A 21,780-nucleotide genomic window follows, 5' to 3' on the forward strand; every position below is an offset into this window, starting at 1 on the left:
CGGCAACGGCAACGGCAACGAAATTCGTTAGCTCACTAACATCAACCTTTTTAACTAATTTCACCCTACCCCACTCTTGCTCCACCCCCATACCGCGCTAACATCAGTCGTTGGGAAAGTTTGGCACCCACACTCAAGTCGCACGGCCAGTTAACCGATACAGTGACAGCCGGATCATGAATCTTGCTGACGGCCAATAGTGGATTGCCACAGTTGATGGCAAAATGATGCCATGCGCATGGATTAAGGAAACCCCCATTGAAGCTGGAACTCAAAAACAGCTTGTCGGTCAAGTTGCTCAGGGTGGTCCTGCTCTCGGCGCTGGCTGTAGGCGTGGTGCTCAGCTGTGCGCAAATCGTGTTCGACGCCTACAAGACCCGTCAGGCGGTGGCCAACGACGCCCAGCGTATCCTCGACATGTTCCGCGACCCCTCGACCCAGGCCGTGTACAGCCTGGACCGCGAGATGGGCATGCAGGTCATCGAAGGGCTGTTCCAGGATGAATCCGTGCGCATGGCCTCCATCGGCCATCCCAATGAAACCATGCTGGCCGAAAAGTCGCGCCCGCTGCAAGAGCTGCCCACCCGCTGGCTGACCGACCTGATCCTTGGCCAGGAACGCACGTTCACCACCCAACTGGTAGGGCGCGGCCCCTACAGCGAGTACTACGGCGACCTGAGCATCACCCTCGATACCGCTGCCTATGGCCAGGGTTTCATCGTCAATTCGGTGATCATCTTCATCGCTGGCGTGCTGCGGGCACTGGCCATGGGCCTGGTACTGTACCTGGTCTACCACTGGCTGCTGACCAAGCCGCTGTCGAAAATCATTGAGAACCTCACCCAGATCAACCCCGACCGCCCCAGCCAGCACCAGTTGCCGCTGCTCAAGGGCCACGAGAAGAACGAGCTGGGCCTGTGGGTCAATACTGCCAACCAGTTGCTGGCGTCCATCGAGCGCAACACGCACCTGCGCCACGAAGCCGAAAACAGCCTGCTGCGCATGGCCCAGTACGACTTTCTCACCGGCCTGCCCAACCGCCAGCAGTTGCAACAGCAACTGGACAAGATCCTGGTTGACGCCGGGCGCCTGCAACGCCGGGTGGCGGTGCTGTGCGTAGGCCTGGACGACTTCAAGAGCATCAACGAACAGTTCAGCTATCAGGCCGGTGACCAGTTGCTGCTGGCGCTGGCCGACCGCCTGCGCGCCCACAGTGGTCGCCTGGGCGCCCTCGCCCGCCTGGGTGGCGACCAGTTCGCACTGGTGCAGGCCGATATCGAACAACCCTACGAGGCCGCCGAACTGGCCCAGAGCATCCTCGACGACCTGGAAGCACCGTTTGCCCTGGACCATCAGGAAATCCGCCTGCGTGCCACCATCGGCATTACGTTGTTCCCCGAAGACGGCGACAGCACCGAAAAGCTGCTGCAAAAAGCCGAACAGACCATGACCCTGGCCAAGAGCCGCTCGCGCAACCGCTATCAGTTCTACATCGCCAGCGTCGACAGCGAAATGCGCCGACGCCGCGAACTGGAAAAGGACCTGCGCGAAGCCTTGCCACGCAACCAGCTGTACCTGGTGTACCAGCCCCAGATCAGCTACCGCGACCACCGCGTGGTTGGCGTCGAGGCCCTGTTGCGCTGGCAGCACCCCGAACTGGGCATGGTGCCACCCGACCAGTTCATCCCGCTGGCCGAACAGAACGGCAACATCATCGTGATCGGCGAATGGGTGCTCGACCAGGCCTGCCGGCAACTGCGCGAATGGCATGACCAGGGCTTCAGCGACCTGCGCATGGCCGTCAACCTGTCCACCGTGCAGTTGCACCACAGCGAATTGCCGCGGGTGGTCAACAATCTGCTGCAGATCTACCGCCTGCCCCCACGCAGCCTGGAGCTGGAAGTGACCGAGACCGGCCTGATGGAAGACATCAGCACCGCCGCCCAGCACCTGCTCAGCCTGCGCCGCTCGGGCGCACTGATCGCCATCGACGACTTCGGCACCGGCTATTCATCGCTCAGCTACCTCAAGTCGCTGCCGCTGGACAAGATCAAGATCGACAAGAGCTTCGTCCAGGACCTGCTCGACGATGACGACGATGCCACCATCGTTCGCGCGATTATCCAACTGGGCAAGAGCCTGGGCATGCAGGTGATCGCCGAGGGTGTCGAAACCGCCGAGCAGGAAGCCTACATCATTGCCCAAGGCTGCCACGAAGGTCAGGGCTACCACTACAGCAAACCCCTGCCAGCACGCGAGCTGACCGCCTTTCTCAAACAGGCCCAGCGCAACCAGGTATCGATTCTGTGAGTTAGCACGCTGCCTGAGCGCAGCGTGAACAGCCATTTGAATATTTACGTGGCAACCTCTTTACAGAAAATGCATATCTTTCGCATTATGTTGCACCTTTGCGTGCGGCTGCACGCCTGTTCAACCTCTCGACGCAGGAATAGCCCATGATTCGTATGCCTCTGGCCACCGCCAGTCTGCTGGCCATTGCCATCTCCCTCGCCGGCTGTGGCGACGACAAGGACAAGGCCGCCGCGCCTCAGGCTGCAGCGCCTGCCACCAGCACCGTCGCCCCGGCTGCCGGCGCCGTCGATGAAGCCGCCGCCAAGGCCGTGGTCAAGCACTACGCCGACATCGTGTTTGCCGTGTACAGCGACTCGCTGAGCACCGCCAAGACCCTGCAGACCGCCGTCGACGCCTTCCTCGCCACCCCCAACGATGACACCCTGAACGCCGCCAAGGCCGCCTGGGTCGCCGCGCGCGTGCCGTACCTGCAGAGCGAAGTGTTCCGCTTCGGCAACACCATCATCGACGACTGGGAAGGTCAGGTGAACGCCTGGCCGCTGGACGAAGGCCTGATCGACTACGTCGACAAGAGCTACGAGCACGCCCTGGGCAACCCGGGCGCCACCGCCAACATCATTGCCAACACCCAGATCCAGGTCGGCGAAGACAAGATCGACGTCAAGGACATCACCCCCGAGAAGCTGGCCAGCCTGAACGAGCTGGGCGGTTCGGAGGCCAACGTCGCCACCGGCTACCACGCCATCGAGTTCCTGCTCTGGGGCCAGGACCTGAACGGCACCGGCCCGGGTGCGGGCAACCGCCCAGCGTCGGACTACCTGGAAGGCAAAGGTGCCACCGGCGAGCACAACGACCGTCGTCGCGCCTACCTGAAAGCCGTGACCCAACTGCTGGTGTCCGACCTCGAAGAAATGGTCGGCAACTGGAAGCCGGCCGTCAGCGACAACTACCGCGCCACCCTGGAAGCCGAACCGGTTGCCAATGGCCTGCGCAAGATGCTGTTCGGCATGGGCAGCCTGTCGTTGGGTGAACTGGCCGGCGAGCGCATGAAAGTCTCGCTGGAAGCCAACTCGCCGGAAGACGAGCATGACTGCTTCAGCGACAACACCCACTACTCGCACTTCTACGACGCCAAGGGCATCCGCAACGTCTACCTGGGCGAGTACACCCGCACCGACGGCACCAAGCTGACCGGCCCGAGCCTGTCGTCGCTGGTGGCCAAGGTCGACCCGGCCACCGACAACACCCTGAAGGCAGACCTCGAAGCCACCGAGGCGAAGATCCAGGTGATCGTCGATCACGCCCTCAAGGGTGAGCACTACGACCAACTGATCGCGGCCGACAACACCGCGGGCAATCAGATCGTGCGTGACGCCATCGCCTCGCTGGTCAAGCAGACCGGCGCCATCGAGCAGGCCGCCGGCAAGCTGGGTATCACCGACCTGAACCCGGACACCGCTGACCACGAGTTCTGAGTGCTGGCGCGTTGAACAAAAGGCGGCCTTCGGGTCGCCTTTTGCTTTTAAGCCCCTTCGCGGGTCATTGAACCTGACACAGATTTCATCCAGCAAACGCAAATCCCTCTTATTCATATCCCCCACGCCTGATAAGCTTGCACGCCGGTTTTTCGCTAGCCATTCAGGACCCTCGATGCCCTTCGTGCTTCACCGCGCCTCCCCGCTGCTATTGGCCCTGGCCCTGACCGCCTGTGATGACGCCCCGCGTTTCACCCAGGCCGAACCTGGCGAGGCGCGTGCCGGTGGCAGTACGACGGTGAACAAGCGTGACCAGAATGCCTACTCCATGCCCTCGGCCAACCTCGCGCCCAGCCGGCGCCTGGATTTCAGTGTCGGCAACAGTTTCTTCCGCAATCCCTGGGTGATCGCCCCGTCGACCACCACTGCACGCGATGGCCTGGGCCCGCTGTTCAACACCAATGCCTGCCAGAACTGCCACATCAAGGACGGTCGCGGCCACCCGCCGGCACCCGACGCGAAAAACGCGGTGTCGATGCTGGTGCGCCTGTCGATCCCCGACCAGCCACCCTACGCCAAGGTGATCGAGCAACTGGGCATCGTCCCCGAACCGGTCTACGGCGGCCAGCTGCAGGACATGGCGGTGCCCGGTGTGGCGCCGGAAGGCAAGGTACGCGTGGCCTACACCCCGGTGAACGTCACCTTCAAGGACGGCACCCAGGTCGAACTGCGCCAGCCGCACCTGCAGATTACCCAGCTTGGCTACGGCCCCATGCACCCCGACACGCGGTTCTCGGCTCGAGTCGCCCCGCCGATGATCGGCCTGGGCCTGCTCGAAGCCATTTCCGACGCAGACATCCTGGCCAATGCCGACCCCGATGACCGCAACGGTGACGGCATCCGCGGCCGGCCCAATCAGGTCTGGGACGATGCGCAAGGCAAGCCCGTGCTCGGCCGCTTCGGCTGGAAAGCCGGGCAACCCAACCTCAACCAGCAGAACGTCCACGCCTTCTCTGGCGACATGGGCCTGACCACCGCCCTGCGCCCGATGGATGACTGCACCCCGGCACAGTCCGACTGCCTGGCCCAGCCCAATGGCAATGGCGCCAACGGCGAGCAGGAAGTCAGCGAGAACATCCTGCGCCTGGTGCTGTTCTACACGCGCAACCTGGCCGTGCCGGTGCGCAAGGACGTCGACTCGCCGCAGGTGCTGGCGGGCAAGCACCTGTTCTTCCAGGCCGGCTGCCAGGGCTGCCACACCCCGCAATTCACCACCTCGGCGAACGCCGCCGAGCCCGAGCTGGCCAACCAGCTCATTCGCCCCTACAGCGACCTGCTGCTGCACGACATGGGCCCGGGCCTGGCCGACAACCGTAGCGAATTTGCCGCCGGCGGCCAGGACTGGCGCACCCCGCCGTTGTGGGGGATCGGCCTGAACCAGACCGTCAGTGGCCACACCCAGTTTCTGCACGATGGGCGTGCGCGCAACCTGCTCGAAGCCGTGCTGTGGCACGGCGGCGAAGCAGCGCCGGCACGCCAGCACGTCTTGACCTTCGATGCCGAGCAGCGCGCTGCGCTGCTGGCGTTCCTGAACTCACTCTAGAGAAGGAGCCGGACATGTTCCGTCCCAAGCTGTTGTTCACCAGCCTCGCCGCCCTCGCCCTGGGCGCTTGCGCACCGCAAGACCCGCAGGCAGTGACCTCCGCCGCCATCGCCAAGCAGGTGATCCTGCCGACCTACAGCCGCTGGGTCGAAGCCGACCGCCAACTGGCCGTCAGTGCCCTGGCTTTCTGCGAAGGCAAGGCCGACCTGGCCACCGCGCGCGCCGACTTCCTGCACGCACAAAAAGCCTGGGCCGAACTGCAACCGCTGCTGATCGGCCCGCTGGCCGAAGGCAACCGCGCCTGGCAGGTGCAGTTCTGGCCCGACAAGAAAAACCTGGTGGGCCGTCAGGTCGAGCAACTGGTCAACGGCGACAAGCCGCTCGACGCCGACACCGTGGCCAAGTCCAGTGTGGTGGTGCGTGGCCTGTCGGCCTACGAGTACATCCTGTTCGACAGCAAGCCGGACGTTGCCACGGCCGAACACAAGGCCCGCTACTGCCCGTTGCTGGTGGCCATCGGTGAACACCAGAAGAACCTTGCCGAAGAGATCCTCAAGGGCTGGAACAGCACCGACGGCATGCTCGCGCAGATGAGCAAATTCCCCAACCAGCGCTACGCCGACTCGCATGAAGCGATCGCCGACCTGCTGCGGGCCCAGGTCACCGCGCTGGACACCCTGAAGAAAAAGCTCGGCACACCGATGGGCCGCATGAGCAAGGGCATCGCGCAGCCGCTGCAGGCCGAAGCCTGGCGCAGCCACTCCTCGCTCAAGAGCCTGCAAGCCAGCCTGATTGCCGCCCAGACGGTCTGGGTCGGTGTCGACAACCAGGGCCTGCGCGGCCTGCTGGGCAAGGACCAGAAGGCCCTGGCCGACAAGATCGACGCGGCCTATGCTGATTCGCTCAAGCAAATGGCGGCCATCGATCGGCCGCTGGGCGAACTGCTCACCGACGATGCCGGGCGCCAGCAACTCAATGCGTTCTACGACAGCCTGAACGTGGTTCACCGCCTGCATGAAGGTGAGCTGGCCAAGGCCTTGAACATTCAACTGGGCTTCAATGCCAACGACGGTGACTGATCATGTTGCGACGCCAGGCGCTCAAACTCGGTAGCGTGCTGCTCAGCGCCCTGACGCTGGGCGGCTGGACGCTGTGGCCCAACAAAGGCCAGCAGCCCCTGCTGCTGTCGGCGCGCGACGATGCCGAGGGCAGGCATTACGCGGTCGGCTATCGCCTGGACGGCACCCAGGTGTTCGCCACCCAGGTGGGCCTGCGCTGCCACGACATCATCAACCACCCGACGCAGCCGGTCGCACTGTTCGTGGCGCGGCGCCCCGGCACCGAGAGCTACCTGATCGACCTGCGTGACGGGCGCCTGCTGCAAACCGTAACCTCGCAGCCGAACCGGCACTTCTACGGGCATGCGGTGATCCACAAGGGCGGCGAATGGCTGTATGCCACCGAGAACGACACTACCGATCCAGGCCGTGGCGTGCTTGGGGTGTACCGTTTCGAGGCTGACCGGCTGGTGTACAGCGGCGAGATCTCCACCCATGGCATCGGCCCGCACCAGGTGTCGTGGCTGCCCGATGGCGAAACCCTGGTAGTGGCCAACGGCGGTATCCGCACCGAGGCCGAAAGCCGCGTCGAGATGAACCTCGATGCGATGCAGCCCAGCCTGGTGCTGATGCAGCGCGACGGTACGCTGCTGAGCAAGGAAACCCTTGGCCAGCAGATGAACAGCGTGCGCCATCTGGCGATTGCCGATGACGGTACGGTGCTGGCATGCCAGCAGTTCATGGGCGGCGCGGATGAAACCGCAGAATTGCTGGCGATCAAACGCCCGGGGCAGCCGTTCACGGCGTTCCCGGTGCCTGAACGCCAGTTGCAGGCCATGGCCCAGTACACCGCCAGCGTCGCGGTGCACAGCGAGCTGCGGCTGGTGGCGATGACCGCGCCGCGAGCCAACCGCCTGTTCATCTGGGACCTGGACAGCGCCGAGGTGAAGCTGGATGCGCCGATGCCCGATTGTGCGGGCGTGGGTGCAGTGGCGGATGGTTTTGTGGTGACCTCGGGCCAGGGGCGCTGCCGCTTGTACGACTGCCGCCAGGCGCAACTGGTGGGGCAGCCGCTGCAGTTGCCGTCGGGGCTGTGGGACAACCACCTGCACCTGATCTGATACCCGGTAGCCCCCCTTCGCTGGCAAGCCAGCCCCCACAGGGTGCAGTGGCGCACACACATCCCGTGGGAGCTGGCTTGCCAGCGAAGGGGCCGGTACAGGCGACAGAAAATACAGCGCACCAGCGCACCACTCCCTGCGCCCCAACCGACTAGACTTCGGCAACCACGTCCCCAGGGAACCGGACTATGCTGCGCCGTCGCATGCTCATCATGTTAGGTGTCGTCTTGCTGCTCGTGCTGATGCTGGGCGGCTACAAGGGCTATTCGGTGTATCAGCAGATCCAGCAGTTCTCTGCGCCCAAGCCCGCGGTCAATGTCGCCGCCACCCAGGCCCGCGAACAACGCTGGCAAAGCCACCTGCCCGCCGTGGGCAGCCTCAAGGCCCTGCAAGGCGTCGACCTGAGCCTGGAAATCGCCGGCACGGTAAAATCCCTGCAGTTCGAATCCGGGCAGACGGTCAAGGCCGGGCAACTGCTGCTGCAACTGGACAGCGATGCCGAAACCGCACTGCTTGGTACCGCCCAGGCGGACCTGGGGCTGGCCCAGGTCGATTACCAGCGCGGCAGCCAACTGGTCGGCAGCCAGGCCATCTCCAGGGGTGAATTCGACCGGTTGCGCGCACAGTTGCTGCGCAACCAGGCGGTGGTCTCGCAACTCAAGGCAACGCTGGCGAAAAAGAGCATCAGCGCTCCGTTCAGCGGCACCATCGGTATCCGTCAGGTCGACGTGGGCAGCTACCTGGCCAGCGGCACGGTGATCGCCACGCTGCAGGACCTGAGCAGCCTCTACGTCGACTTCTTCGTGCCCGAACAGGCACTGCCGGCACTCAGCCTCGGCCAGCAGGCACTGGTGTCGGTGGCCGCGCACCCCGGGCAGCACTTCACCGCCACCCTCAGCGCCATCAACCCCAAAGTCGATGACAGCACCCGCAACGTGCTGGTGCGCGCCACGCTGGCAACCCGCAGGGCACACTGCTGCCAGGCATGTTCGCCAGCCTGCAGGTGCTGCTGCCCAACCCGCGCAACCAGGTGGTGGTGCCGCAAAGCGCCGTCACCTACACCCTCTACGGCAACTCGGTGTACGTCGCCGTGCCGCGCAAGAGCGAGGACAGTTCGCTCGAAAAGACTGCCGATGGCGCGCCACCACTGATCGCCGAGCGGCGCTTTGTCGAGACCGGCGAACGGCGTGACGGCCTGGTGGTCATCAGCAAGGGCCTGACCGCGGGCGAAACCGTGGTCACCGCCGGCCAGCTCAAGCTGAGCCAGGGCACCGCCATCACCCTGAGCCCCGACAAGACCCTCAAGCCCGCAGCCGACAACCCATCGCGCGCCGACTGATCAAGGAGCCGTCATGGCTTTTACCGACCCGTTCATTCGTCGCCCGGTGCTGGCCAGCGTGGTCAGCCTGCTGATCGTGCTGCTGGGCTTTCAGGCCTGGAGCAAACTGCCCATCCGCCAGTACCCGCAAATGGAAAACGCGCTGATCACGGTAACCACCGCCTACCCCGGGGCCAACGCCGAAACCATCCAGGGCTATATCACCCAACCCCTGCAGCAGAGCCTGGCGAGCGCCGAAGGCATTGACTACATGACCTCGCTGAGCCGCCAGAACTTCTCGGTGATCTCGATCTACGCGCGCATCGGCGCCGACAGCGACCGCCTGTTCACCGAGCTGCTGGCCAAGGCCAACGAGGTCAAGAACCAGCTGCCCCAGGATGCCGAAGACCCGGTACTGAGCAAGGAAGCCGCCGACGCCTCGGCGCTCATGTACATCAGTTTCTTCAGCAAGCAACTGAGCAACCCGCAGATCACCGACTACCTGTCGCGGGTGATCCAGCCCAAGCTGGCCACCCTGCCCGGCATGGCCGAAGCCGAGATCCTTGGCAACCAGGTGTTTGCCATGCGCCTGTGGCTGGACCCGGTGAAGCTCGCCGGCCATGGCCTGAGCGCCAGCGACGTGACCGACGCGGTGCGCCGCTACAACTTCCTGTCGGCGGCCGGCGAGATCAAGGGCCAGTACGTGGTCACCAGCATCAACGCCACCACCGAACTCAAGTCGGCCGAGGCGTTTGCCGCCATTCCGCTCAAGACCCGCGGCGACAGTCGGGTGCTGCTGGGGGATGTGGCGCGGGTCGAGATGGGCGCGGAAAACTACGACACGGTCAGCTCGTTCGACGGTACGCCGTCGGTGTATATCGGCATCAAGGCCACCCCCGCGGCCAACCCGCTGGAGGTGATCAAGGAAGTGCGCAAGCTGCTGCCTGAACTCGAGGCGCAGTTGCCGCCCAACCTCAAGGCCTCCATCGCCTACGACGCCACGCTGTTCATCCAGGCCTCGATCGATGAAGTGGTCAAGACCCTGTTCGAGGCGGTGCTGATCGTCATCGTGGTGGTGTTCCTGTTTCTCGGTGCGCTGCGTTCGGTGCTGATCCCGGTGATCACCATCCCGCTGTCGATGATCGGCGTACTGTTCTTCATGCAACTGATGGGGTATTCGCTGAACCTGCTGACCTTGCTGGCAATGGTGCTGGCCATCGGCCTGGTGGTGGACGATGCGATCGTGGTGGTGGAGAACATCCATCGCCATATCGAAGAGGGCAAGTCGCCGTTCGACGCAGCGCTCGAAGGCGCACGGGAGATCGCCATGCCGGTGCTCTCGATGACCATCACCCTGGCTGCGGTGTACGCCCCTATCGGCTTTCTGGAGGGGCTCACGGGCGCTTGTTCAAGGAGTTCGCCCTGACCCTGGCCGGGGCGGTGGTGATTTCGGGCATCGTTGCCCTGACCCTGTCGCCAATGATGTGCGCCCTGCTGCTGCGCCACGAACAGAACCCCAGCGGCCTGGCGCATCGCCTCGACCTGCTGTTCGACCGGCTCAAGCGCCGCTACCAGAAGATCCTGCACGGCACGCTCAACACGCGGCCGGTGGTGGTGGTGTTCGCGCTGATCGTGCTGTGCCTGATCCCGGTGTTCCTGATGTTCAGCAAGAACGAACTGGCACCGGATGAAGACCAGGGCATCATCTTCATGATGGCCACCGCGCCGCAACCGGCCAACCTCGATTACCTGAACGCCTACACCGACGAGTTCCGGGCGATCTTCAAGGCCTTCCCCGAGTACTACTCCTCGTTCCAGATCAACGGCTTCAATGGCGTGCAATCGGGTATCGGCGGCTTTCTGCTCAAGCCCTGGAACGAACGCAGCCGCACCCAGATGCAGCTGTTGCCCGAGGTTCAGGCCAAGCTCGAAGGCATCGCCGGCCTGCAGATCTTCGGCTTCAACCTGCCGTCGTTGCCAGGCACCGGCGAGGGCCTGCCGTTCGCGTTCGTGATCAACACCGCCAACGACTACGAGTCGCTGCTGGACGTGGCGCAACGGGTCAAGGAGCGCGCCCAGGCCTCGGGCAAGTTCGCCTTCCTGGACATCGACCTGGCCTTCGACAAGCCTGAGGTGGTGGTCGACATCGACCGCGCCAAGGCGGCGCAGATGGGCGTGTCGATGGACGTGCTGGGCGGCACCCTGGCGACGCTGCTGGGTGAGGCCGAGATCAACCGCTTCACCCTCGAAGGGCGCAGCTACAAGGTGATCGCCCAGGTCGAACAGGCCTACCGCGACAACCCCGGCTGGCTGAACAACTACTACGTGAAGAACGACCAGGGCCAGATGCTGGCACTGTCAACCCTGATCAGCGTCAGCGACCGGGCGCGACCACGCCAGCTCAACCAGTTCCAGCAGTTGAACTCGGCGATCATCCAGGGCTTCCCGCTGGTGAGCATGGGCGAGGCGCTGCAGACCGTGCGCGATATCGCCCGTGACGAAGCACCGGCAGGCTTTGCCTTCGACTACAGCGGGCAAGCCCGGCAGTTCGTGCAGGAAGGCAGTGCACTGTGGGTCACCTTCGGCCTGGCACTGGCGATCATCTTCCTGGTGCTGGCGGCCCAGTTCGAGAGTTTCCGCGACCCGCTGGTGATTCTGGTGACGGTGCCGCTGTCTATCTGCGGCGCCTTGATCCCGTTGTTCCTGGGCTGGTCGAGCATGAACATCTATACCCAGGTGGGGCTGGTGACGTTGATCGGCCTGATCAGCAAGCACGGCATCCTGATCGTCGAGTTTGCCAACCAGTTGCGCCTGCACAAGGGCCTGAGCGCGCGTGAAGCGGTCGAGGAAGCGGCGGCAATCCGCCTGCGCCCGGTATTGATGACCACGGCGGCGATGGTGTTCGGCATGGTGCCGCTGATCCTGGCGACAGGGGCGGGGGCGGTGAGCCGCTTCGATATCGGCCTGGTGATCGCCACCGGGATGTCGGTGGGTACCTTGTTCACGCTGTTCGTGTTGCCGTGCGTGTACACGTTGCTGGCCAGCAAAGACGTGCGTGGTACGGCACAAGAACCTGCCTGAGCCCTTCGCTGGCAAGCCAGCTCCCACAAGGATTGCAGTAGTCCCTGTGGGAGCTGGCTTGCCAGCGAAAGGGCCTGCACAGACAAACCTCAACCGTTGGAGCGCAGCCCCTGACTCATGCCGAACAGGAACAGCAGCAGGTCATGATCAGGCTGCGCCACCACGACCGGCTTGACCACACGCGGCAGCGGGCACTGCCCGCCCAGCTCGATCGAGCTGAGCACCTGTGGGCGCGGCTCTTCCCACGCGGCGAAGGCAATCGAGGCCAAGGCCAGCGCGCCAAGTAAAAACAAACCTCGTGCTATTTCTAGTTTCATTGCTCTAAACCTTTGACAGCGCTGCCAAACGCCATCTGGTAAAAGTAGAGCAACTTCTTCCAGTCCGTATCGTTCCACGACGAGTGGCGCCGCAATTGCTTCAGGTCGTTGGCCGCCGCACGCTGGCAACTGATACGCCGACGGCACTTCTCCAGGTCCAGCAGCGCCACCTCGGCGCGCGCGTCCTCGCCCTCACCGATCACCTTGACGAAGATATGCTTGCTGTACAGGCAACCATGCTGCCAGTGCCCGCGGTGCATGCGTGCCAGGTTGCGCGCCAGGTCATGGAGCACCCGGTCGTGCAGCGCCTCGCCATGTTGTTCACGACCACCTGCGGCGTACCAGGTGTCGATTTCCTCGAAACCGTCAAGCGCCTCGCTCACCAGCAGTGCGCGCCACTGATGCTCGGCATCGCGCTCCACACCGCAGTACACAATGTGCGGCACGCGCACCCCGAGTTGCTCGAAGCTGTGCAGCGCATCGAATTCACGCAACACCGTAGGGCGGCCGAAGGGGTGCAGCAGGCTGCGGTAGATATGCCCGATCTGACGCTTGGCATACAGCAGGTGGCCGGTTTCGTCGCACACACGCTGCACACCACTCTCACCGCCACGCCGCAGGTTGGGTTCTTCCACCCACTCGCCCTGGCGCTGCCAGAAATAATCGAATTGCTTCGAGACCGCACTACCGCTGGTGCCTTCGACTGCCATGCTGTTACCCCTTGCGCAATACGTAGACTCGCCACATGGCGTAGAACGGCAGGAAATCCATGCGTTCCTGAATACGGAAACCCGCGGCCTCAAATTCTTCCTCAACCGTAGCGTGCGGTAACACAAAGCGGTTCTGGTAACTGTCGCTAACTCGGTCGGCGTTACGCCGTGCTTCGAGCTTCTTGCGGCGCCACGCCTTGATATTGCCGTCAACCCACAGCGAGATGATCACGCTGTCGCGGCTAACGCGTTGAAACTCGGAAAGAATTGCCTTGCGGTGGGCGGCCTCACCGATGTGGTGGAACAGCCGCATGCAGAAGATGCTATCCACTGCGTTATCCGGAAGATCGATAGCGAACGCAGAAGTTTGCAAGGGCCGTACCCGCTTCACCACGTCGGCCGGTTGTGAACGACAGGCGGTTTCGAGCATGGCGGCAGAATTGTCCGCGCCGATGATCACGCGGTTGGCCTTTTCGGCCAGCAACGGCCAGAAACGCCCGGCGCCACTGGGCAGGTCAAGCACCAGCCCCGGCTCGCCGGCAAGCGCCAGGGCACGCCGGGCCAGTTGCTCGTCGCGCTGGTGCGACAGGCGGCGGGCCAGGCCGTCCTGGTGCTTGTGCAAGTACTGCTGGGCGTGTTGCTGGTCGTACTTGTCGGAAAACTCGAGCTTGATGGGACTGCGCATGGTGCATCTCCTGACTTCAATGCGCCCTACCTTAGGCAGGGCGACGTTGGCGCCAGGTCATGCAGACGTGAAAAAAATGTCACACCCTGCAACAGGCATCACTCGGCGTGACCCGGTGCATCCGGTTCGACCTTGCCCAGCGCCACATGGAAGCGGCAGCCATGCGGCTCGGCAGCACTCAGGCTGACCACCCAGCCCTGGTCCTCACAGATCCGCTGCACCAGCGACAACCCCAGCCCCAAGCCGTCGCCGCGCTTTTCACCGCCACGCACAAATGGCTGGAACATGGCCTCACGGTGCTCTTCGGGGATCCCCACGCCACTGTCCTCGACGGTGAACCCGGCGGGTTCGAGGGTCAGGCGGATAAAACCTTGCTCGGTATAGTGCGCCGCATTGCGCAGCAGGTTGCCCATGACCGATTGCAGGAAGGTGGCGTTGTACAGGGTGTCCAGTGCGCCGCTGTCGTGGTAGCTGAGCTTCAGGCCCTTCTGCTCGATAGTGTCGCGCCACACGCCGATCAGCTCGTTGCCGACCTCGCGCAGGCTCGCACGCGAGGCCACGGCCCCTTCGTCGCGCTGGGCGCGGGCGAGCATGAGAAAGGTCTGCACCAGTTCGCGCATCTCTTCGGTGGCCCGCGAGATACGCTCTACCTGGGCACGCGCGCGCGTGTCGATGGCTGGGTTTTCCAGCAACAGCTCGCAGGAACTGGCCAGCACCATCAACGGCGTGCGCAACTCGTGGCTGACGTCGCTGGTGAACAGCCGCTCACGGGTCAGCGCGTCACGCAGGCGCCCCAGGGTGGCATCGAACGCCACCGCCAGTTGGCCAACTTCGTCAGCGGCATAGTCCGGCGCCAGCGGCGGTGCCAGCCCCAGCAACTGGTCGCGGTGACGCACCTGGCGCGCCAGCCGAATCACCGGCGCCATCACCCGGCGGGCCAACACCCAGCCAAGGAATACCGCCAGCGCCAGGCTGAGCACGAAACCGACCACGACCACCGCGAACAGCACGCGCTCGCGCTCCTCGAAATCGCTCTGGTCCTGCAACAGCACATAGTGGCGACCGTCGACCACTTCGACCATGGCGTGGTACGACAGGTGCTCGCGGAACACTTCGTGAAAGCCGGGGGTCAGGTGGCGCAGGTCCTTGGGCAGGTCGAAGTCGTCGCGCCCGCCACTGTAGTAGAACAACTGGTCGGGGCGCGGCCGGTGGCTCCACTCCGAGACGCTGTCCATCAGCAGCATGCGCTTGAGGTCGCCGCCCAGCACGGTGGAAATCAGACGCTCTTCCACCAGGTGAACGGTGGCAACGATGCCAAAGGCGAACGCCCCGGCGACCAGCGCACTCATCAGCGCAAAGGCGATGATGATCCGCTGGGCAAGGCTTTGCTTAAACTCCATCTCGGCCCTCGGCCAAGCGATATCCCACGCCGTGTACGGTGTGCAGCAGCGGCTTGTCGAACGGCTTGTCGATCACCTGGCGCAGTTGGTGGACGTGGCTGCGCAGGCTGTCGCTGTCGGGGCAGTCGTCGCCCCACAGGGCTTCTTCGAGCACTTCACGGCGCAGCACATGCGGGCTCTTCTGCATCAGCACCGCCAGCAGCTTGAGCCCTACCGGGTTGAGCTTGAGGTATTTGCCGTCGCGGGTCACTTCGAGGGTGTCCAGGTCGTAGTTCAGGTCGCCGACCTGCAGGCTGCGGCGCCCGCCGCCCTGGGCCCGACGCAGTACCGCCTCGATGCGCGCGGCCAGCTCCGACAGGGCAAAGGGCTTGAGCAGGTAATCGTCGGCACCGGAGCGAAAGCCCTGCAGGCGATCATCGAGCTGATCGCGCGCGGTCAGCATGATCACCGGGGTATCGCGGCGCGCATCTTCACGCAGGCGCTTGCACAGTGTGTAGCCGTCGATGCCAGGGAGCATGATGTCGAGCACGATCAGGTCGTAGTGCTCGGTGGCGGCCAGGTGCAGCCCCGACAGGCCGTCCTGGGCACAATCGACGGTGTAGCCCTTGAGCCCCAGATAGTCGGCCAGGTTGGCCAGAATATCGCGGTTGTCTTCAACCAGTAGAATTCGCATGAGTACCTTTTCCCCGTCCACGTTTGCCTGCTTGGCAGGCGCAGCTTAAGGCCATCGGCCAGACCCCGCCAGCGCACGATGGATTTAATCGCAGCTGACATTTTTTTCACCCAGGCTTCACGCACAGCGTAGGCGCACACACCCACAATTGGCAGTTTCCATTGCCTGCGCGGACCTGCCATGCCTGCCTCCAACGCCCTGCGGTCGTCTCGCCCGCTGAACTTGTGGATTGCCCTGGGCATTCCCGCACTGACCGCCATCAGCCTGATCCTGCTGGAACTGACCGACCTGGACATGGCCTTGGCCAGGCTTGCCTTCGACCCGCTGGCCGGGCAGTTCATCGGGCGCCACAGCTACTTTCTCGAAGACATCCTGCATGACCGGGCCAAACAGCTGGTCATCCTGTTCGCCGTGCTGGCCATCATCGGCTTTGCCGCCAGCTTCGTGCTGCAGCGCCTTGCAGCCTGGCGCCGCGAGCTGGGCTGCCTGGTGCTGGCGATGGGCCTTTCGACCGGCTTCGTCACCCCGCTCAAGGCGGTGACTGCAGTGCAGTGCCCATGGAGCCTGAGCGAGTTTGGCGGCCAGCAAACCTACAGCAAGCTGCTCAGCCCGCGCCCGCCACTGACAAGCCGGGGCGCTGCTGGCCCGGGGGGCATGCCGCGACGGGGTTCACGCTGTTCGCGCTGTTCTTTGCCCTGCGCGATCGCAAGCCGCGCCTGGCACGGGCGGCACTGGTGTTTGCGTTCGGCTTGGGAATGGTGTTTTCGCTGGGCAGAATGCTGCAGGGTGCGCATTTCTTTTCGCACAACGTGTGGACGGCAGTGTTCTGCTGGTTGATCGGGTTGGGGTGCTACTGGCTGGTGCTGTATCGACGGCCGGTGGTGGTGCAGCTGCCGATGCCAGCGTAAGTCAGGACCCAAGGGTTGTCGCCTTTCGCTGCAAGCAGCTCCCACAGGGTCAGCGCAACTCTCACGGCCTGCGTTGTACCTGTGGGAACTGGCTTGCCAGCGAAGGGGTCGGCACAAATAAAAAGCCCCGCACTAGGCGGGGCTTTTTTTGCAGCGGGTAAGGCTGGCTTACATCATGCCGCCCATGCCGCCCATGCCACCCATGCCGCCCATGTCAGGCATGCCGCCAGCAGCAGCTTCCTGAGGAGCGTCGGCAACCATGGCTTCGGTAGTGATCATCAGACCACCGATCGAAGCAGCGGCTTGCAGTGCCGAACGGGTCACTTTGGCCGGGTCCAGGATGCCCATTTCGATCATGTCGCCGTACTCGCCGGTAGCAGCGTTGTAACCGAAGTTGCCCGAACCTTGCTTGACCTTGTCGACCACAACGCTTGGCTCGTCGCCGGCGTTGGCAACGATCTGACGCAGTGGGGATTCAACCGCGCGACGCAGCAGTTGGATACCCACATTCTGGTCTTCGTTTTCGCCTTTGAGGTCGGCAATGGCCTGCAGCGAACGCACCAGCGCCACGCCACCGCCAGGTACCACGCCTTCTTCGACGGCTGCACGGGTAGCGTGCAGGGCGTCTTCAACGCGGGCTTTCTTCTCTTTCATTTCAACTTCGGTGCCGGCACGACCTTGATCACGGCAACACCGCCAGCCAGCTTGGCCAGACGCTCTTGCAGTTTTTCACGGTCGTAGTCCGAGGAAGTCTCTTCGATCTGGGCACGGATCTGCTTGACGCGTGCTTCGATGTCGGCTTCAACGCCAGCACCGTCGATGATGGTGGTGTTTTCCTTGGACAGGGTCACACGCTTGGCGTTACCCAGGTGATCCAGGGTAGCGGACTCCAGGCTCAGGCCGATTTCTTCGGAGATCACGGTACCGCCGGTCAGGACAGCAATGTCCTGCAGCATGGCTTTGCGGCGGTCGCCGAAGCCTGGTGCCTTGACCGCAGCCACTTTGACGATGCCGCGCATGTTGTTGACGACCAGGGTCGCCAGCGCTTCGCCTTCGACGTCTTCAGCCACGATCAGCAGCGGACGGCCGGCCTTGGCAACGGCTTCCAGTACTGGCAGCAGTTCGCGGATGTTGGAGATCTTCTTGTCGACCAGCAGCAGCAGCGGGCCGTCGAGCTCGGCCACCATGGTGTCCGGCTTGTTGACGAAGTATGGGGACAGGTAGCCACGGTCGAACTGCATGCCTTCTACAACCGACAGTTCGTTTTCCAGGCCCGAGCCTTCTTCAACGGTGATCACGCCTTCTTTACCGACTTTTTCCATGGCTTCGGCAATGATTTCGCCGATGGAGGTGTCGGAGTTGGCGGAGATGGTGCCGACCTGGGCAATTGCCTTGGAGTCGGTGCACGGCTTGGCCAGGTTCTTCAGCTCTTTGACAATGGCGATGGTGGCCTTGTCGATGCCGCGCTTCAGGTCCATCGGGTTCATGCCGGCAGCAACGGCTTTCAGGCCTTCGCTGACGATGGCCTGAGCCAGAACGGTAGCAGTGGTGGTGCCGTCGCCTGCTTCGTCGTTAGCCTTGGAGGCCACGTCCTTGAGCAGTTGCGCGCCCATGTTTTCGAAGGCGTCTTTCAGTTCGATTTCTTTGGCAACCGACACACCGTCTTTGGTGATGGTCGGGGCGCCGAAGCTCTTGGCCAGGACCACGTTGCGGCCTTTCGGGCCCAGGGTCGCTTTTACCGCGTCAGCCAGAACGTTGACACCAACCAGCATTTTCTTACGGGCGGAATCGCCGAATTTTACGTCTTTAGCAGCCATGATCGTTTAATCCTTGAATACTTTGGAGTAACGGGAAACCAGCGGAATCAGCCTTCGATAACGGCGAGAATCTCGTTCTCAGCCATTACCAGCAGGTCTTCGCCGTCAACTTTCACAGTGTTGCTGCCCGAGTACGGGCCGAAAACCACTTTGTCACCCACTTTCACGGCCAACGCGCGTACTTCACCGTTGTCCAGGACGCGGCCGGTGCCGACAGCGATGACTTCACCGCTGTTGGCTTTTTCGGCAGCCGAACCTGGCAGAACGATACCGCCAGCGGTTTTCTTTTCTTCTTCGCTGCGACGGATAACGACGCGGTCATGCAGAGGACGAAGCTTCATTGTCGATCTCTCCTGATTGTGGTGTTCATCGGCCGGTATCGTTACCGGCGGGTTGATGCTTTCGGCGTAGCCGATCGTGGACCGCGAGGCGGGCCACGCATGTATTGTCTGGGGCAACTGCCCAGAAACCTTGCGGTGACCCATACATGAGGTCGCCCAAGACAATTACAAGGCTTGGCGATGAAATTTTTACCTCGCCCGGGCACAAATGAAAAACGCCCCCAAGGGCCGTTTCATGCTACGCGGGCGAGGTCACTGGTCACGCTTCTCGTATTCGCCTTCAATCACGTTGGGCTGGCGCGGCGCACCGGGCGCCGGCGCGAAAGGATCGTCGCCAAAGGCACGCTGGCGCATGGCCTGGGCTTCGGCACGCTGGCGCAGTTTGCTGGCCAGCAGGCGACGGCTGAACGGCATCAGCACGATCAAGCCGATCACATCGCTGATAAAGCCGGGGATCAGCAGCAGGCCGCCACCCAGCGCCAGCATCAGGCCATGGAACATGTCTTCGGCCGGCAGCTCGCCGCGTTGCAGGCTTTCACGCGCACGCAGCGCGGTGGCCAGGCCGGCGACACGCACCACCAGCACACCGAGCGCGGAGCCGGCAATGATCAGCAGCAGCGCCGGGAAGAAGCCGATCGCGGTGCTGACTTTGAAAAAGACATACAGCTCCAGCACCGGGAAAAGAAGAAACAGCAGTAAAAAAGCACGCATCAAGGGTTCCTCTACGCAAGATGTCCTTGCAGGTAAGACCCTAAATGGTTGCTCGTCGTTGCGTTTTCAACCCTCTGCGCCCTGCTGCGTCGGCCATTTTTCGGCGCGGGCCAGCAAAACCAGGGCTTCGCGCACTTGTATCGGTGTGTTGCAAGGCTCTGCAAAGGCCAGCCAGTAAAGGCTCTGGCCGATGCGCAGGTGCATGCCTTCGGTATCGATGCCGACCAGCGTGGCCGCTGCCGTGGTGGGCAGACTGCTGAGTTCGACGTAGTGGGCGATGGCATTGGCGTGGTCGGCATTCATGTGCTCGACCATGCTGATCTCGGCCTTGCCGGCAAACGGGTTGGCCAGGGTCACGTGGTCCAGCCAGTGAATGGCGCCGAAACCGCCGATGTAACGATGGCGTACCGGGGTGAGCACCCAGAAGTCGAAATCGTGGGCGCTGTGGTACTGGCTCGATTCGGGAAAGTAGCGGTAGTAGCGTTCGGCAGCCGCGTCGATGGCGGCGCTGTCCTCCAGCTTGCGGGCTTCGGCCAGCACGGTGAGCCGGCCGACCGCCTGCACGTCATCGGCGTCACGCTCGCCCACCAGCAGGGAGCACTTGGGGTCCTTCTGCAGGTTGTGAGTGTGCTGGGCAATACGGCTGATCAGTCAGCGGGTTGCCCTCGGCGTCCAGGCAGTAGGGCACCACCGAGCCGAAGGGGAAGCCGGGCATCGACTTGGAATGGGTCGAGAGTACGCCGCGGTACTCCTTGAGCAACAGCTCTCTTGCGTGCCTTGCAGCCTTCGCGCTCACGGGGGTGTGCTCCTGATGAAGAGGGAATGGCGACAAGGTAATCATCATCGGTGGCGATTGCCAAGTGGGCTGCTATGCAGCCCTTCGCTGGCAAGCCAGCTCCCACAGGACCTGCATCGGTCTCAGGGCATGTGCGGTCCATGTGGGAGCTGGCTTGCCAGCGAAAGCGGTTTACCAGGCCACGCCAAAACCGACGGTGTAGCGCGTCTTGTCCAGGTCGCTGTCGCTGGTACCGCTGATGATGTCCTTCTCGGCCTTCATGTTCAGCGATGCCCATTCGGTCACCTTGTAGCGCAAGCCCACCTGGGCATCCAGGCTGTAGTCGGCCACGCCACCCAGCGGCTTGCCCACTTCACCATTGGTGAACACTTCGACCCGCTTGCCGATCAGGTAGCGGTTGTAGTCCCACTTCACGCCCAGCGAATAGAAGTTGTCCTTGCCGCCATCGGCGTACTCATAGTCGGTGCGGTTGAGCAGCGAACCCAGCGAGAACGCACCCAGCTCGTCATCCCAGAACTGGTAGCCCGGGCCGGTACCGACGGTACGCTGGCGCGCCAGGTCTTCGATATGGTCACGCTTGTAGTTGAGCCGCCCCTGCCAGAACCACTGTTCGGTAATGAAGCGGTCCAGGGCGTACTCGGCACTCCAGTTGTTGGTGGTGGTGACATCGTCCTTGCTCTCGCGGTTGTACTCGCCTTCGGCGTTATGCCGCCAGCGGCCATGCCGCGCGGTGGTCTTGAAGCCGACATCGTAGTCGTCGCTGTCGGTCTCGGCGCGTTTGTAGTCCAGCGCCAGATCGACGTTGCCTTTCCAGATCAGGTCTTCGACCACCGGCTTGGGCTTCATGATCTGCTGGATACTGGCCAGATCCACCGCCTTGGGCGCCTCGCCATTGGCCAGGATCACCTGGCCCTCGTCGCCTGCCTTCAACGACTTGGTCTTCTCGCCGGTGTAGGCATCCTGCTTGACCAGCAACTCCTGGTCGCTCTCCAGGGTCTTGACCTTTTTCCAGTCCAGCGCGATCGAGCCGCCGTATTCGGTTTCCAGCAGCAATTTGCCGCCGTCGAACACCTTGATCTTGCCGCTGAGTCGATCACCGTTCTTCATCCACACGGTATCGGCAACCGCAGGCGCACACACACCGATCAACACAAGGCACAACAGGGCTCTAGAATACATAGGCAGCACAGAAACTCGGGGTCACGGAAAAAGTCGGGCATTATCCAGATGCCCGCCAGCAGAACAAGGACTGACACGAGCAATGCCGATGAGTTCAATTCGTATTTGTGTGGCGGGCGGCCCCGGTCGCGCCCGCAAGCCCCTGTGAGCGGTGCATCGAGCGACGCACAGCAGCGTGCAGAAGACGACGAACGGCGCTCTACCTGGTGCTGGGCCAAGTGCCGCAAGGCAAGGTGGTCAGCTATGGTGAGTTGGCGGCGCTCGCAGGCCTGGG

General features: G+C 63.1%; 13 protein-coding genes and 6 pseudogenes. 9 read left to right on the plus strand and 10 right to left on the minus strand.

The window, feature by feature from the left end; translation table 11 throughout:
• The first annotated feature begins 258 nt into the window (after positions 1–258).
• From G3436_RS17040 to G3436_RS17070, 7 genes and pseudogenes are all read left to right on the plus strand, one after another.
• Positions 259–2,310 (plus strand): putative bifunctional diguanylate cyclase/phosphodiesterase, encoded by a 2,052-nt coding sequence (locus G3436_RS17040; RefSeq protein WP_163947220.1) that lies wholly within the window; start codon positions 259–261, stop codon positions 2,308–2,310.
• 146 nt (positions 2,311–2,456) lie between these two features.
• Positions 2,457–3,788 carry an imelysin family protein gene (locus G3436_RS17045; protein ID WP_163947222.1) on the plus strand — a complete coding sequence of 444 codons (1,332 nt, stop codon included), beginning with the start codon at positions 2,457–2,459 and terminating at the stop codon, positions 3,786–3,788.
• Between the two features lie 175 nt (positions 3,789–3,963).
• The gene (locus G3436_RS17050) at positions 3,964–5,391 is read left to right on the plus strand and encodes a di-heme oxidoreductase family protein (protein WP_163947225.1); all 1,428 of its coding nucleotides are present in this window, start codon (positions 3,964–3,966) and stop codon (positions 5,389–5,391) included.
• 14 nt (positions 5,392–5,405) lie between these two features.
• Entirely contained in the window at positions 5,406–6,470 is a 1,065-nt protein-coding gene (locus G3436_RS17055) for an imelysin family protein (RefSeq protein ID WP_163947228.1), read from the plus strand.
• Positions 6,471–6,472: 2 nt separating this feature from the next.
• Positions 6,473–7,570 carry a DUF1513 domain-containing protein gene (locus tag G3436_RS17060; RefSeq protein ID WP_163947231.1) on the plus strand — a complete coding sequence of 366 codons (1,098 nt, stop codon included), beginning with the start codon at positions 6,473–6,475 and terminating at the stop codon, positions 7,568–7,570.
• 188 nt (positions 7,571–7,758) lie between these two features.
• Positions 7,759–8,909 (plus strand): annotated as a pseudogene (locus tag G3436_RS17065) (efflux RND transporter periplasmic adaptor subunit).
• A gap of 13 nt (positions 8,910–8,922) precedes the next feature.
• Positions 8,923–11,969 (plus strand): annotated as a pseudogene (locus tag G3436_RS17070) (multidrug efflux RND transporter permease subunit).
• 89 nt (positions 11,970–12,058) lie between these two features.
• Here G3436_RS17070 and G3436_RS17075 read toward each other — a convergent pair.
• From G3436_RS17075 to colR, 5 genes are all read right to left on the minus strand, one after another.
• Positions 12,059–12,286, minus strand: a complete 228-nt coding sequence (locus tag G3436_RS17075; protein ID WP_163947233.1) for a hypothetical protein — start codon at positions 12,284–12,286, stop codon at positions 12,059–12,061.
• Positions 12,283–12,996, minus strand: coding sequence for a lipopolysaccharide kinase InaA family protein (locus G3436_RS17080; RefSeq protein WP_163947236.1), 714 nt, complete (start codon positions 12,994–12,996; stop codon positions 12,283–12,285). The genes G3436_RS17075 and G3436_RS17080 overlap by 4 nt, the downstream gene beginning before the upstream one ends.
• Positions 12,997–13,000: 4 nt before the next feature.
• Positions 13,001–13,681, minus strand: a complete 681-nt coding sequence (locus tag G3436_RS17085; protein ID WP_163947239.1) for a class I SAM-dependent methyltransferase — start codon at positions 13,679–13,681, stop codon at positions 13,001–13,003.
• A gap of 98 nt (positions 13,682–13,779) precedes the next feature.
• Complete coding sequence (locus tag G3436_RS17090; RefSeq protein WP_163947242.1) at positions 13,780–15,081, minus strand: sensor histidine kinase; 1,302 nt, start codon at positions 15,079–15,081, stop codon at positions 13,780–13,782.
• Positions 15,071–15,754, minus strand: a complete 684-nt coding sequence (gene colR, locus G3436_RS17095) for a two-component system response regulator ColR (RefSeq protein WP_163947245.1) — start codon at positions 15,752–15,754, stop codon at positions 15,071–15,073. Before colR ends, G3436_RS17090 begins: the two co-directional genes overlap by 11 nt.
• A gap of 180 nt (positions 15,755–15,934) precedes the next feature.
• Here colR and G3436_RS17100 point away from each other — a divergent pair.
• Positions 15,935–16,662, plus strand: a pseudogene (locus tag G3436_RS17100) (phosphatase PAP2 family protein).
• Between the two features lie 168 nt (positions 16,663–16,830).
• Here the strand turns inward: G3436_RS17100 and groL are convergent.
• The 5 genes and pseudogenes from groL to G3436_RS17125 form a co-directional block, all read right to left on the minus strand.
• Positions 16,831–18,479, minus strand: a pseudogene (groL, locus tag G3436_RS17105) (chaperonin GroEL).
• 47 nt (positions 18,480–18,526) lie between these two features.
• Entirely contained in the window at positions 18,527–18,820 is a 294-nt protein-coding gene (locus tag G3436_RS17110; RefSeq protein ID WP_016779794.1) for a co-chaperone GroES, read from the minus strand.
• A 252-nt stretch (positions 18,821–19,072) separates the two neighbouring features.
• Complete coding sequence (locus G3436_RS17115) at positions 19,073–19,531, minus strand: FxsA family protein (RefSeq protein ID WP_163947246.1); 459 nt, start codon at positions 19,529–19,531, stop codon at positions 19,073–19,075.
• 66 nt (positions 19,532–19,597) lie between these two features.
• A pseudogene (locus G3436_RS17120) lies at positions 19,598–20,327 on the minus strand (HugZ family pyridoxamine 5'-phosphate oxidase).
• 171 nt (positions 20,328–20,498) lie between these two features.
• Complete coding sequence (locus tag G3436_RS17125; protein ID WP_163947249.1) at positions 20,499–21,506, minus strand: DUF481 domain-containing protein; 1,008 nt, start codon at positions 21,504–21,506, stop codon at positions 20,499–20,501.
• Positions 21,507–21,661: 155 nt separating this feature from the next.
• On the opposite strand from G3436_RS17125, the pseudogene G3436_RS27740 reads away from it, so the two are divergent.
• Positions 21,662–21,780 (plus strand): annotated as a pseudogene (locus G3436_RS27740) (MGMT family protein); the annotation flags it as partial.

This window comes from Pseudomonas brassicae (genome assembly GCF_010671725.1).
Lineage (GTDB): Bacteria > Pseudomonadota > Gammaproteobacteria > Pseudomonadales > Pseudomonadaceae > Aquipseudomonas > Aquipseudomonas brassicae.

Coding starts and splice junctions, on each gene's coding strand:
- G3436_RS17075 (WP_163947233.1), bottom strand. CDS start 12,286: ATGAAACTAGAAATAGCACGAGGTTTGTTTTTACTTGGCGCGCTGGCC.
- G3436_RS17110 (WP_016779794.1), bottom strand. CDS start 18,820: ATGAAGCTTCGTCCTCTGCATGACCGCGTCGTTATCCGTCGCAGCGAA.
- G3436_RS17085 (WP_163947239.1), bottom strand. CDS start 13,681: ATGCGCAGTCCCATCAAGCTCGAGTTTTCCGACAAGTACGACCAGCAA.
- colR (WP_163947245.1), bottom strand. CDS start 15,754: ATGCGAATTCTACTGGTTGAAGACAACCGCGATATTCTGGCCAACCTG.
- G3436_RS17055 (WP_163947228.1), top strand. CDS start 5,406: ATGTTCCGTCCCAAGCTGTTGTTCACCAGCCTCGCCGCCCTCGCCCTG.
- G3436_RS17090 (WP_163947242.1), bottom strand. CDS start 15,081: ATGGAGTTTAAGCAAAGCCTTGCCCAGCGGATCATCATCGCCTTTGCG.
- G3436_RS17125 (WP_163947249.1), bottom strand. CDS start 21,506: ATGTATTCTAGAGCCCTGTTGTGCCTTGTGTTGATCGGTGTGTGTGCG.
- G3436_RS17080 (WP_163947236.1), bottom strand. CDS start 12,996: ATGGCAGTCGAAGGCACCAGCGGTAGTGCGGTCTCGAAGCAATTCGAT.
- G3436_RS17115 (WP_163947246.1), bottom strand. CDS start 19,531: ATGCGTGCTTTTTTACTGCTGTTTCTTCTTTTCCCGGTGCTGGAGCTG.
- G3436_RS17045 (WP_163947222.1), top strand. CDS start 2,457: ATGATTCGTATGCCTCTGGCCACCGCCAGTCTGCTGGCCATTGCCATC.
- G3436_RS17050 (WP_163947225.1), top strand. CDS start 3,964: ATGCCCTTCGTGCTTCACCGCGCCTCCCCGCTGCTATTGGCCCTGGCC.
- G3436_RS17060 (WP_163947231.1), top strand. CDS start 6,473: ATGTTGCGACGCCAGGCGCTCAAACTCGGTAGCGTGCTGCTCAGCGCC.